The 12,750-nt window shown below is 70.5% G+C and carries 12 protein-coding genes and 1 tRNA gene; 11 read left to right on the top strand and 2 right to left on the bottom strand.

Annotated elements, in window-relative coordinates:
* Positions 1-402 precede the first annotated feature (402 nt).
* The 11 genes from VFV89_RS09985 (at position 403) to VFV89_RS09935 (ending at position 10,982) form a co-directional block, all read left to right on the top strand.
* A complete protein-coding gene (locus VFV89_RS09985) occupies positions 403-1,782 on the top strand; it encodes a glycine--tRNA ligase (protein ID WP_329705782.1) in 1,380 nt (459 codons plus the stop codon).
* A gap of 26 nt (positions 1,783-1,808) precedes the next feature.
* Positions 1,809-2,573, top strand: coding sequence for a hypothetical protein (locus VFV89_RS09980; RefSeq protein ID WP_329705781.1), 765 nt, complete (start codon positions 1,809-1,811; stop codon positions 2,571-2,573).
* 67 nt (positions 2,574-2,640) lie between these two features.
* Positions 2,641-3,768 carry a tRNA dihydrouridine synthase DusB gene (gene dusB, locus VFV89_RS09975; RefSeq protein WP_329705780.1) on the top strand — a complete coding sequence of 376 codons (1,128 nt, stop codon included), beginning with the start codon at positions 2,641-2,643 and terminating at the stop codon, positions 3,766-3,768.
* A gap of 261 nt (positions 3,769-4,029) precedes the next feature.
* On the top strand, positions 4,030-4,857 hold the full coding sequence (locus VFV89_RS09970; RefSeq protein ID WP_329705779.1) for a mucin-2 protein: 828 nt from the start codon (positions 4,030-4,032) through the stop codon (positions 4,855-4,857).
* 22 nt (positions 4,858-4,879) lie between these two features.
* Positions 4,880-6,142 (top strand): deoxyguanosinetriphosphate triphosphohydrolase, encoded by a 1,263-nt coding sequence (locus VFV89_RS09965; RefSeq protein WP_329705778.1) that lies wholly within the window; start codon positions 4,880-4,882, stop codon positions 6,140-6,142.
* Positions 6,139-7,050: a 2-hydroxyacid dehydrogenase gene (locus VFV89_RS09960; RefSeq protein WP_329705777.1), complete on the top strand. Its 912-nt coding sequence runs from the start codon at positions 6,139-6,141 to the stop codon at positions 7,048-7,050. The genes VFV89_RS09965 and VFV89_RS09960 overlap by 4 nt, the downstream gene beginning before the upstream one ends.
* A gap of 21 nt (positions 7,051-7,071) precedes the next feature.
* Complete coding sequence (gene dnaG, locus VFV89_RS09955) at positions 7,072-8,955, top strand: DNA primase (protein WP_329705776.1); 1,884 nt, start codon at positions 7,072-7,074, stop codon at positions 8,953-8,955.
* Positions 8,952-9,434: a hypothetical protein gene (locus VFV89_RS09950; protein ID WP_329705775.1), complete on the top strand. Its 483-nt coding sequence runs from the start codon at positions 8,952-8,954 to the stop codon at positions 9,432-9,434. The genes dnaG and VFV89_RS09950 overlap by 4 nt, the downstream gene beginning before the upstream one ends.
* A gap of 122 nt (positions 9,435-9,556) precedes the next feature.
* Entirely contained in the window at positions 9,557-9,763 is a 207-nt protein-coding gene (locus VFV89_RS09945; protein ID WP_329705774.1) for a hypothetical protein, read from the top strand.
* 41 nt (positions 9,764-9,804) lie between these two features.
* On the top strand, positions 9,805-10,851 hold the full coding sequence (locus VFV89_RS09940) for a LacI family DNA-binding transcriptional regulator (RefSeq protein WP_329705773.1): 1,047 nt from the start codon (positions 9,805-9,807) through the stop codon (positions 10,849-10,851).
* 58 nt (positions 10,852-10,909) lie between these two features.
* Positions 10,910-10,982 (top strand) — tRNA-Asn (locus tag VFV89_RS09935).
* A gap of 129 nt (positions 10,983-11,111) precedes the next feature.
* On the opposite strand, the gene VFV89_RS09930 is transcribed toward VFV89_RS09935, so the two are convergent.
* A complete protein-coding gene (locus VFV89_RS09930; RefSeq protein ID WP_329705772.1) occupies positions 11,112-12,275 on the bottom strand; it encodes a site-specific integrase in 1,164 nt (387 codons plus the stop codon).
* A 110-nt stretch (positions 12,276-12,385) separates the two neighbouring features.
* Positions 12,386-12,610, bottom strand: a complete 225-nt coding sequence (locus VFV89_RS09925; protein WP_329705771.1) for a helix-turn-helix domain-containing protein — start codon at positions 12,608-12,610, stop codon at positions 12,386-12,388.
* Positions 12,611-12,750 lie beyond the last annotated feature (140 nt).

Here is a 12,750-nt window from a genome sequence, read left to right as displayed (position 1 = left end):
GGACACCATCACCAGTACCGGATTCAGCGTCGGCGAACTGGACATCAATACCCTGACCGTTCCGGTGACCCTGGATTACGCCAACGGCTCCAGCCGCGAGGTCGTCTACCAGCTCGACCAGGACACCACGACCGGCCACTTCGAAGTGTGCGGGACTGTATAGCCGGGCTCGCCCTTCGGGCGATGCCGGGCATTCGGCCTGGAGAGCCGACGCTGCAGACGCCCAGAGATCCTCGTGCCTGCGGCCCGTGGGGCTGCCCGCGGGCGGGGTGTCCGTGCGGCTTCTGTAGCGTTATCCCGGTGCGGCCGCTGCGCCGCTCGTACTTCGTCCGGCCCGGGAGCGCCCGGCCGGAACCTGCCGACAGCCAGCCGGCAGCAGCCTCCATGGAAGGAGCCACCACAATGCCCGCGGACCGCATCGACTCCGTCGTGAACCTCGCCAAGAAGCGAGGCTTCGTCTACCCGTCCAGCGAGATCTACGGCGGCACCCGGTCCGCGTGGGACTACGGACCCCTGGGCGTGGAGCTGAAGGAGAACGTGCGCAGGCAGTGGTGGAAGGCGATGGTCCAGCAGCGTGACGACATCGTCGGCCTGGACTCCGCCATCATCCTGGCCCGCCAGGTGTGGGAGGCGTCGGGCCACGTGCGCGAGTTCACCGACCCGCTGACCGAGTGCACCAAGTGCCACAAGCGGTTCCGGGCCGACCACCTCGAAGAGGCGTTCCTGGCGAAGAAGCCGGACGCCGTCTTCGACCTGCACGAGCTGAACTGCCCCAACTGCGGCAACAAGGGCACGTTCACCGAGCCGCGCATGTTCAACGGGATGATGAAGACCTACCTCGGCGCCGTCGAGAGCGAAGAGGGCCTGCACTACCTGCGGCCCGAGACCGCGCAGGGCATCTTCGTGAATTACAACAACGTCGCCACCTCGGCCCGCAAGAAGCCGCCGTTCGGCATCGCCCAGATCGGCAAGAGCTTCCGCAACGAGATCACGCCGGGCAACTTCATCTTCCGGACCCGCGAGTTCGAGCAGATGGAGCTGGAGTACTTCGTCCGGCCCGGTGAGGACGCCGAGTGGCACCAGTACTGGATCGACGAGCGGACCCGCTGGTACGTCGACCTGGGCATCAACCCCGACAACCTGCGCCACTTCGAGCACCCGCAGGAGAAGCTGTCGCACTACTCGACGCGCACCGTCGACATCGAGTACCGCTTCCGCTTCCAGGGCTCGGAGTGGGGCGAGCTCGAGGGGATCGCCAACCGCACCGACTTCGACCTCCAGACCCACGCCAAGCACTCCGGCCAGGACCTCTCCTTCTTCGACCAGGCCGCCAACGAGCGCTACTACCCCTACGTCATCGAACCAGCCGCTGGCCTCTCCCGCAGCCTGATGACCTTCCTGGTCGACGCCTACCAGGAGGACGAGGCGCCGAACACCAAGGGTGGCGTGGACAAGCGCGTCGTGCTGCGGCTCGACCCGCGGCTCGCACCGGTCAAGGTGGCGGTGCTGCCGCTGAGCCGCAACGCCGACCTCTCCCCGAAGGCCAAGGACCTCGCCACCGAGCTGCGCCGGAGCTGGAACGTCGACTTCGACGACTCGGGCGCGATCGGGCGTCGCTACCGCCGGCAGGACGAGATCGGTACGCCGTACTGCGTGACCGTCGACTTCGAGACGCTCGACGACAACGCGGTGACGGTCAGGTCTCGGGACACGATGGAGCAGGAGCGGGTTCCGATCGAGGGGATCACGGCGTACTTCTCAGAGCGATTCGCCGGTTGCTGATGCCCTTCGCCTTGCACAATGGCCGGGTGCTGAGAAGGGCCGGCTCCTCGTGCGTCGCGCTCGTGGCGGCCGCGGCCCTGCTGGCCGGTTGTTCGGGCGACGACAAGGGGCCCGACGTCGCGGGTGGCTCCACCTCCAGCACGGCCGGCGAGACGGGGACCGCCTCCGCGTCGGACACCCCGTCACTGCCCGTGCCCGCCGGCGTCGAGCTGAGCCCCGAGGGCAGCCAGCTCGCGGTCGGTGACACCGCGACCGTGGCCTACCAGCTGCGTCAGGGCGTGGTCGGCGTCCTGGACATCAAGGTCAAGCGGCTGGAGAAGACCTCGTTCAAGAAGTCGTTCGTCGGCTGGGACCTCGACCAGACCCAGAAGAACTCCAACCCCTACTTCGTCCGGGTGACCCTCACCAACCGCGGCGACACCGACCTCGGCGGCAAGCGCGTCCCGCTCTACATCGTCGACGGCAACAACACGCTGGTGGAGTCGACGACGTTCGCCAGCGCCTTCCCGCCCTGCCAGCCCGGGGTCTTCCCGAAGAAGTTCAAGCCGGGCCACACGATGCGCGCCTGCCTGGTCTTCCTCTCGCCCAAGAAGGGCGAGCTGACCGCGGTCAGCTTCCGGCCCACCCAGGAGTTCGACCCGATCACCTGGACCGGCGAGCTGCAGAAGCCCAAGCCCCAGAAGCCACCGACGGGCGACAAGGGCAAGGGCGACAAGGGCAAGGGAGACAAGGGCAAGGGAGACAAGGGCGGTGACAAGGGCGACCAGCCCTCGGGCAGCGCCTCGCCCTGACCGACTCGGCCCCTCGCTGATCGCCGCCGAAGCAGGCTTTGGCGTCGCGCTCGGCGACAATAGTGCGATGACTGGTCTGACCCTCGGCTCGCTGCAGGTGGCGACGCCCGTGGTGCTCGCGCCGATGGCGGGGATCACCAACGCGGCGTACCGCCGGCTGTGCGCCGATCAGGGGGCCGGCCTCTACGTGTGCGAGATGATCACCAGTCGCGGCGTCGTCGAGCGCGACAAGCACACCCTCGACATGCTCGTCTTCGACGAGGCGGAGACGGTCCGGTCGGTCCAGCTCTACGGCACCGACCCCGTCTACGTCGGGAAGGCCACCGAGATCCTGTGCGCCGAGTACGGCGTGGCGCACGTCGACCTCAACTTCGGGTGCCCGGTCCCGAAGGTGACGCGAAAGGGCGGCGGCGGTGCGCTGCCGTGGAAGCGCAAGCTGCTCGGCGAGATCCTCGAGCACGCTGTGGCCACGGCGGCGCCGTACGACGTCCCCGTGACGATGAAGACCCGCAAGGGCATCGACGAGGAGCACCTGACCTACCTCGACGCCGGCCGGATCGCCCAGGAGTCCGGCTGCGCCGCCATCGCGCTGCACGGCCGCACCGTCGCGCAGGCCTACTCCGGCGCCGCCGACTGGGACGCGATCGGGCGGCTGGTCGAGCACGTCGACATCCCGGTGCTGGGCAACGGCGACATCTGGGAGGCCGCGGACGCGCTGCGGATGGTCGAGCAGACCGGTGCGGCGGGCGTGGTCGTCGGGCGCGGCTGCCTGGGCCGGCCCTGGCTCTTCCGCGACCTCGCGGCCGCCTTTGCAGGCGAGCAGGTCGCCACGCTCCCGCACCTGGGCGAGGTCGCCTCGATGATGCGCCGGCACACCGAGCTGCTGGCGGAGCACCTGGGCGAGGAGCGGGGGTGCATCGAGTTCCGCAAGCACGTCTCGTGGTACCTGAAGGGCTTCGCCGCGGGCGGAGAGCTGCGCCGCGCACTGGCGATGATCACCTCGCTGGCCGAGCTGGAGGACCTGCTCACCCGGCTGGACCGGTCCGAGCCATTCCCGGTCTCGGAGCTGGGTGCTCCGCGCGGGCGGCAGGGCTCCCCCCGCGACAAGGTGGCCCTGCCGGAGCGCTGGCTGGACGACACCGACGGCACCGGCTGGGGCCTCACCGAGGAGGTCAACGAGACCACCGGCGGGTGAGATCCGCGTTACAGCCGCGCGGAAGTGGATACCCGTCGATCACGCTCAACCGGGTCGGACGGGGTGACCTGGGCCACGCCGATCCCGGAGTGGGGATTGGCCGCCCACGTGCCGATGTGGTTGATTGGACAACCGCGTCGGCCAGGAGCCACGGTTTCCGGCCGGCGCGTGACTGTGCAACCGACAAGCAGAGGAATCAGCGCTGTGGCAGACCACCGCCACAAGCGGGAGCCCGAAGCCCGCCGACCCAGACCCAAGCCGATGGCCGTCATCGGCCCGCTGGCGGTCCTCGCGACCGCCGCTTCGGTCACCATCGGCGTCATCGCGGCCGAGCCGGACGCCACCGACCTGACCCCGCTGGCGTCGGTCACCGCCGCCAGCACCGCGTCGAGCGCCTCGGCCGCACGCGGTGAGGACCCGGTCACGCGTTCCGAGAGCCGCGTCAAGGCAACGATGTCGCGCGACCTGCCGCCCCCGTCGTTCATGTCCAAGGCGGCCATCAGCGCGGCGGTCAAGGCGGCGAAGGTCCATCAGTGGACCACTGCGGACCTCAACATCTGGAACCAGCCCGGCGACAAGGCCAAGCAGCTCGGTGAGCTCGAGTCCGGCAAGAAGGTCCTGGTCACCGGCCGCGAGATGTGGGGCCGGTCCGAGATCGTCCTCAAGGGGCAGTCCCGCTGGGTGACCGACGGCTACCTGTCCGACGAGAAGCCGCTCGCCGCCGCGGCCGGGCTGTCGATGGAGCCGTGCCCGGACCCGAGCGTCGAGAACGGGCTGACCGACAGTGCGGTCTACGTCTACCGGTCGGTCTGCCACGCGTTCCCGCAGATCACGTCGTACGGCGGCTGGGACAACCATGGAGAGCACTCCAGCGGCCGGGCCATCGACATCATGACCAGCGATGTCGAGCTGGGCTACGCGATCGCGGACTTCCTCCGGGCGCACGCCTCCGAGCTGCACATCTACGACATCCTGTGGCGCCAGCACATCTGGACGCCGGTGCGCGCCTCCGAGGGCTGGCGGAGCTTCCCGGACCGGGGCTCGGCCACGGCGAACCACTACGACCACGTCCACGTGAGCGTCTACTGACCTCCTCGTAGAGTCACGCTCGATGGACAGCACGGAGCTGTACGACGAGCACGACCGCGAGCGGCTGGTGGCGGAGCCGCCCAAGCGCGTGGAGGCGCCCGAGCGGACGCCGTACGAGCGCGACCGGGCGCGCGTCGTGCACGCCGCCGCGTCCCGCAGGCTCGCGGCCAAGACCCAGGTGCACGGGCCGCAGGTCGACGACTTCGTCCGCAACCGGCTCACCCACAGTCTCGAGGTCGCGCAGGTGGCCCGCGACCTGTCCCGGGCCCTGGGCTCGCAGCCCGACATCGCCGAGACCGCCGCCCTGGCCCACGACCTCGGGCACCCGCCGTTCGGCCACAACGGTGAGCAGGCGCTGCACGAGCTGGCCGAGCCATGCGGCGGCTTCGAGGGCAACGCCCAGACGCTGCGGCTGCTGACCAGGCTGGAGGCGAAGACCGTCGACGAGTCCGGCGCCTCGGTCGGGCTCAACCTCACCCGGGCGACGCTGGACGCCTGCACGAAGTACCCGTGGCAGCGGACGCCGGGCAACCGCAAGTTCGGCGTGTACGCCGACGACCTGCCGGTCTTCACCTGGCTGCGCAAGGGCGCCCCGGACGGCCCGCACCGCTGCGTCGAGGCGCAGATCATGGACCTGGCCGACGACGTCGCGTACTCCGTCCACGACGTCGAGGACGGCGTGGTGGCCGGACGGGTGGACCTGGCGCGGCTCGACCGGCCGGCGATCTGGGAGGCGGTGCGCACGTTCTACCTCCCCGACGCCGCCGACGACAGCCTGGACGCCGCGCTGTCCGCGCTGACCGAGGTGGACAGCTGGCCGGACGGACCCTACGACGGGACCCGGCGCAGCCTGGCCGCCCTGAAGAACCTGACCAGCGACCTGGTGGGCCGGTTCTGCGGGGCCGTGCAGACCGCGACCTTCGCGGCAGCCGACGGCCCCTTCGTGCGCTACCGGGCCGACCTCGTGGTGCCCGGGCAGACCCTGGTCGAGATGGCGGTGCTCAAGGGCATCGCCTCGCACTACGTGATGCAGGCCGACGACCGCGTCGCCCTGATGACCCGCCAGCGCGACCTGGTCTCCGAGCTCGTGGAGGCCCTCGTCCGGCACGCCCCCGCGTCGCTGGAGCGGGCCTTCGCCGACGACTGGGAGGCCGCGCCGGACGACCCTGCGCGGCTGCGCGCGGTGATCGACCAGGTCGCCTCGCTCACCGACGCCAGTGCCGTCGCCTGGCACGAGCGGGTCGTCCACCAGGGAGCTGCCGTGGCCTCGGGCTGGCGCGCGTGAAGCCCCTGGTCTGGCTCCCCTTCGACCCGGCGGAGCTCGGCGACCCACCCGACGCGCTGCGCTACGAGCAGGTCGACCCGACCGTGTCCCTGCCCGCCTCGGTGAAGGATGTCGAGGTCTTCGTGCCGCCGTACACGGTGGGACCGGAGGTGCGTGACGTCCTCGCGCAGATGAGCTCGCTCCGGATCGTCCAGACCCTCACCGCCGGCGTCGACAACATTCGCGATGCCGTGCCCGATGGCGTGCTGCTGTGCAACGGCAGGGGCATCCACGACGCCTCGACCGCGGAGCTGGCGCTCACCCTGGTCCTGTCCTCGCTGCGCGGCGTACCGGAGTTCGTGCGCGCCCAGGACCGGCACGGGTGGAGGCCGGGGTGGCACCCGGCGCTGGCCGACCGGACGGTGCTGCTGGTGGGGTACGGCGCCATCGGGGCGGCCGTCGAGGCGCGGCTGGCGCCTTTCGAGTGCTCGGTCGTGCGGGTGGCCCGGTCTGCCCGGGACGGTGTGCACCCGATCTCCGAGCTGCCGGCGCTGTTGCCCTCCGCCGACGTGGTCGTGCTCGTCGTGCCGCTCACCGACGAGACCCGCGGCCTCGTCGGCGCGTCGTTCCTCGCGTCGATGAAGGACGGCGCCCTGCTGGTCAACGTGGCCCGTGGCGCTGTCGTCGACACCGACGCGCTCGTGGCCGCGTTGCGCACGGAGCGGATCCGCGCAGCACTCGACGTCGTGGACCACGAGCCGCTGCCTCCGGACAGCCCACTCTGGGACTGCCCGGGCCTCCTCATCTCACCGCACGTGGGCGGCTCGAGCAGCGCGATGTGGCCCCGCGCCTACCGGCTGGTGCGCGACCAGCTCCACCGGATCGCGGCCGGCGAGGAGCCTGTGAACGTCATGACCGGCGACTACTGACCGCGCCGTAGGCTGTCGCACGTGGCCGGCCGGATCCGCGAGGAGAGCATCGCCGAGGTGCGCGAGAAGGCCGCCATCGACGAGGTCGTCAGCGGCTACGTCACGCTCAAGAACGCCGGCGGCGGCTCCCAGAAGGGGCTGTGCCCGTTCCACGACGAGAAGACGCCGTCGTTCAACGTCAACCCGTCGCGGGGCACCTACCACTGCTTCGGCTGCGGAGAGGGCGGCGACGTCATCTCCTTCCTGATGAAGATCGACGGGCTGAGCTTCGCCGAGACCGTGGAGCGGCTGGCCGACAAGTACGGCGTCGAGCTCAAGCGCGAGGAGGGCGACGTCCGCGACGACCGGCCGCGGGGTCCGGGTCGCGGCAAGCTGATCGAGGCGCACCGGGTGGCGCAGGAGTACTACACCGAGCAGCTGCTCACCCCGGAGGCGGCGCCGGCCCGGCAGTTCCTCACCGAGCGCGGCTTCGACGGCACTGCCGCCGACACCTTCGGGCTCGGCTTCGCGCCGCGCGACGGTGACGCGCTCTTCAAGCACCTGCGCGGCCGTGGCTTCAGTCAGGACGAGCTCGTCACCGCGGGGCTCGTGGCCGTCGGCCGGTCGGCGTACGACCGCTTCCGCGGCCGGCTGCTCTGGCCGATCCGTGAGGCCAGCGGCGAGACCATCGGCTTCGGGGCGCGGCGGATCTTCGAGGACGACCGGATCGAGGCGAAGTACCTCAACACCCCCGAGACACCGATCTACAAGAAGAGCACGGTCCTCTACGGCATCGACCTCGCCCGGCGGAGCATGGCCCGCTCGGCGCAGGCCGTGGTCGTCGAGGGCTACACCGACGTGATGGCCTGCCACCTCGCCGGGGTCGGCACCGCGGTGGCCTCCTGCGGGACGGCGTTCGGCGACGACCACGCCAAGGTGCTGCGGCGGTTCATGGCCGACCACGAGGAGTTCCGTGGCGAGGTGATCTTCACCTTCGACGGCGACGCGGCCGGCCAAGCGGCGGCGATCAAGGCGTTCCAGGGCGACCAGAACTTCGTCTCGCAGACCTACGTCGCGGTCGAGCCGGACGGACTCGACCCGTGCGACCTGCGGATCAAGAAGGGCGACGCGGCAGTACGCGAGCTCGTCGCTCGACGGGTCCCGCTCTACCGGTTCGTCCTCACCAACGTCGTGGCCAAGTACGACCTCGACCGCGCCGACGGCCGCGTCGACGCGCTCCGGGAGAGCGCACGGCTGGTCTCGAGCATCCGCGACCGCTCCAAGGTCGACGCCTTCGCGCGCGAGATCGCCTCGATGGTGGGTGTGGACGTCGAGGAGGCGCGGGCCGAGGTCCGGCGCGCGTCGACCCGCCGTCCGCCGCGGCCGGGTGCTCCGCCCGGACAGGAGGAGCTGGTGGCCGAGCGGCCGGCGCGACAGGAGCTGCCCAGCCTGCGCGACCCGCGGTTCGCCATCGAGCGCGAGACGCTGAAGGTGGTGCTCCAGCACCCGATGGTGATCGGCCGGACGACCGCCGATGTCGGGCCCGAGGACTTCATCCACCCCACCTACCGGGCCGTGTGGGAGGTCATCGAGGCCGGCGGCGGGCCGGCGACCGGCGCCGGCGACCCGTCGTGGTCGGGAAAGCTCCGCGACGCCGCGACGGACCCCGTGGTCGCCTCGGCGATCTCCGAGCTGAGCGTGGAGCCGCTCCCGACCGCCAAGGAGCCGACGTCCGACTACGTCCTCCAGTACGTCGTCCGGCTGCTGGAGCTCACGGCGCTGCGCCGGATCGACCAGGTCAAGTCGAAGATGCAGCGGACCAACCCGGTGGAGCACCCCGACGAGTTCAACCGGATGTTCGGCGAGCTGGCCGCGCTCGAGGAGCACCGCCGCAAGCTGCGCGACCGGATCGTCGGGGCACCGTGAGGCTTCGTCGTACCTCGCCGCAGGTCGAGGTGGCCGCGGGCGAGAGAGTGCTCGCCTGGGCCTCGGCGGCCGACGGCGTCGTGGCCGGCACCCGCGCGGCGCTGTACCTGCCCGGTGGCCGCCGGATCCCCTGGGAGGAGGTCGAGTCTGCTGACTGGGACCGGGACTCCGAGACCCTCAGGGTCAGCGAGGTCGGCACCTGGGGCCAGCCCCGGCCGAGGCACTCCTTCGTGCTCGGCGAGCCGACCCGGCTGCTGACGCTGGTGCGCGAGCGGGTCACCGCCAGCGTGGTGCTGCAGCGCCATGTCCCGATCCGCGGCAAGCGCGGAGTGCGGGTGATCGCCCGGCGGGCGCCCGCGGGGGAGCGCGAGGTCACCTGGCTCTTCGAGTACGACGAGGGCATCGACCCCGACGACCCCTTCGTCGCGCATGCCGCGCAGGAGGCGCTGGCCGCGGCCCGCGAGGAGATCGACGGCTGATCCGAGACGGGTCCCGGCACCTTTTCCAAACCTTCTGGAAAAGCACTTGACCGGTACAGAGCAGCGACCTACTGTATCGGTAAAGATCTGTACCGCTAAAGAAGGTGTCCAAAGGAGGAGCCATGACCTACGAACCCACCGCCGCCAACCTGGCCGTCGAGCTGACCCGCCGTCACGCCGGCAGCGCCCGCCCCGACGCTCCGGTCGAGTCCGATCAGCGCACCCGCCCGGCCGCCACCACCGCGGCCCGGCTGCGCCTGGCCGGAAGCCTGCGCGCCGTCGCCGGTTGGGTCGAGCCCCGCCCGGCCAAGGTCTGCCAGCCGGGTTGAGTGTCACGAGGGCTGGAACGACCCGGAATACTGGGAGTCCCATGGCCAAGGTGACGCTGCAGTCGATCGCGGACCGTGTCGGCGTCAGCCGGATGACGGTGTCCAACGCGTTCTCGCGGCCAGACCAGCTCTCGGCCGAGCTCCGCGAGCGGATCCTGGCCGCGGCCGACGAGCTCGGCTACGTCGGTCCGGACCCGGCCGCCCGGGCCCTGGCCCGCGGCAAGGTCGGCTCGATCGGGCTGCTCCTGACCGACGAGCTCTCCCAGGCCTTCCAGGACCACGTGGCGACCGAGTTCCTGAGCTCGGTCGCCGACGCGCTCACGCGGGAGGGGCTGGCGCTGACCCTGCTCACCTCGGGTGACGCCACCGGCGCTCCGGCGGGCTACGTGCCGGCGCGCGACGTCGCGATGGACGGCGCCATCGTCTACATCTGCGACCCGGCCTCGCCTGAGATCGGCTGGCTCGAGCGCCGCGGGCTGCCGCTCGTGTCGGTCGACCACGACCCGAGCCCCAACGCGCCGAGCATCAACGTCGACGACCGCGGCGGGGCGCGGGCCGCCGCCCAGCACCTGGTCGACCTCGGCCACCGCCGGGTCGGCATCCTCGCGCTGGAGACGCAGTACCAGGTGGACGGCCAGCCGAGCTGGAACTGGCCGGCCCGCGAGCGGATGGCGGGCTGGATGGAGGCGCTCGGCGCAGCGGGGATCGAGCCCGTGGTGAAGGCCGCCCGGTGGCGTCCCAGCGGCGCCGTGGTGACCACGGCCCGGGAGCTGCTCGACCGCCCCGACCGCCCCTCCGCGGTGCTCTGCTTCTCCGACGCCTTCGCCGTCGAGACCATGCAGGTCGCCCAGTCGCTCGGCCTCCGGGTCCCCGAGGACCTCTCGATCGTGGGCTTCGACGACTCCCCGCTTGCCGTCGCGGCCAGCCCGCAGCTGACCACCGTCCACCAGGAGGTCTCGTCCAAGGGCAAGGAGGCCGTCCGCGCGCTGATGAGCGTGATGGCCACGACCGAGCCCGGGCCGGTCGAGCGGGTGCTGCTGCCGGCGTCCCTCGTCGTCCGCGAGAGCACGGCACCGGCCCGGGACTGACTCCGCGGATTACGAGCGCCGGTCCTGCCCTTGCTAGGGTTTGCGCGCTGCAACCCGATCCCCTGTAGCTCAACTGGCAGAGCATTCGGCTGTTAACCGAAGGGTTGTTGGTTCGAGTCCAACCGGGGGAGCAACGAAAACCTTCTGACCTGCGGAAACGCCGTTAACGTCGGGTCCGAGACTTGAATGGGACGGCCAAACTGTCCAAAAACCGTCCATAAACTTTTCGGCGTCGGCGGCGTTCAGGGTGTCGGTCCGCATCAGTTCGCGGGCCGGAACTTCTCGAGCTGCGCCGTCAGGTCAGGCGCCACCGACGCCTTGTGCACGTAGTAGTCGCGGGTGATGTCGCTGTCCTCGTGGCCGAGCTGAGCCTGGGCGGCCTCGAGGCCCACCTCGCGATCGATGAGGGTGGCCACCGACCGGCGGAACGTGTGGAAGGTGACCCAGTCGTAGTCGGTGTGGTCCACTACCCGGTTCCACATCCGCTCCCAGTTGGAGACCTGGCGCCAGGTCCCTCGGCGGGTCGGGAAGACCGCGCCGTGCGGGTTGGCGTGGTTGTCCACCTGGCGCCGCAGCAGGATCTCCACCGCGAACGGCGGCACGTACAGGGTCCGGTAGCCGGCGCTGGACTTCGTCCAGGGCTGCCGGAACGTGCCGACTCCGGTCTCGGTGATGATCGTCCCGGACACGGTCAGCGTCGGGTTGGCTGCGCCCAGGTCGATCTCGGCGTAGATCAGGGCGCCCGTCTCACCGATGCGACATCCGGTGCCGAGGATCAGGTCGACGGCGTCCTTGAGGTCGTTGGTCGGCCGCGGACCTGGACGCGCCCTGCCGCTCGACGCGTCGATCAGGCGGCGCACGTCCTGTATCTGAGCCATGTCCAGGTATTCGATCTCCCGGCGAGGTCGCGAGATGCGAGCGACCGCTCGCACCGGGTTGGACGCCATGACGTCGTGGCGGACGGCGACGTCGAACATGGCGTGGAGGACCTTGCGGAGCATGGTGGGGCTGAAGCCGCTCGCTGCCCGGTCCTTGATGACGCGGTCCAGGACGCTCGTCCGGCAGTCGCGCAGCCGTCGCTCGCCGATGACCGGGACGACTTGGTTCATCACCGTTCCGCGATAGGCCTTGAGCGAGTTCGGACTGACCCGCTGCGCCTCCTTCTCCTGGAGCCAGAAGACGGCAAGCTCCGCCACGGTCGTGACGGGTGTGAGGTCGCCCTCGGCGGCCTCGGCTCCGTTGAGCGCCTGAAGCTTGCGGACCAGCGCGGTGCGGGCGGACTGGATGCTGGGCCCACGCGCACGGATGCGCGCGACGCGGCCGCTGAAGTAGACGTAGCGTGCCGAAGCCTCGAGGGTGCCCGACCCGGCCCTCGTCACCGTGATCTGGCCCCAAGCGCCGGGCGGCATCGGCGGCCGGGGCATCAGGCCAAGACCTTCACGATCGGCAGGAGCTCCGGGAGGTTCCTTGCTCCGAAGGGACTCCGGGCGCGTTTACCTGTGATCGGCACGCCTTCCTCCTGGTGGTCGGATCGTCAGGTCAGGACGGGCCGCTCAGCCCGCCGCTGCTCGCGGATGAACTTCCGTACGTCGCCGACGGTGGTGACCAGATGGCGGCCGATCTTGAAGAAGTCGGGTCCGGTGCCGATCTGTCGCCACCAACGCAGCGTGTTGATCGACACCTTGAGGATCTCAGCGACCTCCGACAATGTCAGTAACTCTTCTGGGTCGCGCTCGGGGAACGGGATCGTGGCGGTCATGTCTGCCTCCTGTGGTCGTCAGCGGTCGTTTCGTGCGACTGGACGCGCGGGCCCGCGACGCACCGAGAGAAGCAACGGGAACAGCCGAGGATCGGTCAGGGTCGTCGCCGATAGCCGTTCGACATGCCAGGCGTCGGCGT

It is taken from the genome of Nocardioides sp. (assembly GCF_036274455.1).
GTDB lineage: Bacteria > Actinomycetota > Actinomycetes > Propionibacteriales > Nocardioidaceae > Nocardioides.
This window is presented reverse-complemented; position numbering and strand designations above follow the sequence as displayed.

Excerpts from the sequence above, each read along its gene's own strand:
- VFV89_RS09985 (WP_329705782.1), top strand. The coding sequence starts at position 403 with ATGCCCGCGGACCGCATCGACTCCGTCGTGAACCTCGCCAAGAAGCGA.
- dusB (WP_329705780.1), top strand. The coding sequence starts at position 2,641 with ATGACTGGTCTGACCCTCGGCTCGCTGCAGGTGGCGACGCCCGTGGTG.
- VFV89_RS09970 (WP_329705779.1), top strand. The coding sequence starts at position 4,030 with ATGGCCGTCATCGGCCCGCTGGCGGTCCTCGCGACCGCCGCTTCGGTC.
- VFV89_RS09965 (WP_329705778.1), top strand. The coding sequence starts at position 4,880 with ATGGACAGCACGGAGCTGTACGACGAGCACGACCGCGAGCGGCTGGTG.
- VFV89_RS09945 (WP_329705774.1), top strand. The coding sequence starts at position 9,557 with ATGACCTACGAACCCACCGCCGCCAACCTGGCCGTCGAGCTGACCCGC.
- VFV89_RS09940 (WP_329705773.1), top strand. The coding sequence starts at position 9,805 with ATGGCCAAGGTGACGCTGCAGTCGATCGCGGACCGTGTCGGCGTCAGC.
- VFV89_RS09930 (WP_329705772.1), bottom strand. The coding sequence starts at position 12,275 with ATGCCCCGGCCGCCGATGCCGCCCGGCGCTTGGGGCCAGATCACGGTG.
- VFV89_RS09925 (WP_329705771.1), bottom strand. The coding sequence starts at position 12,610 with ATGACCGCCACGATCCCGTTCCCCGAGCGCGACCCAGAAGAGTTACTG.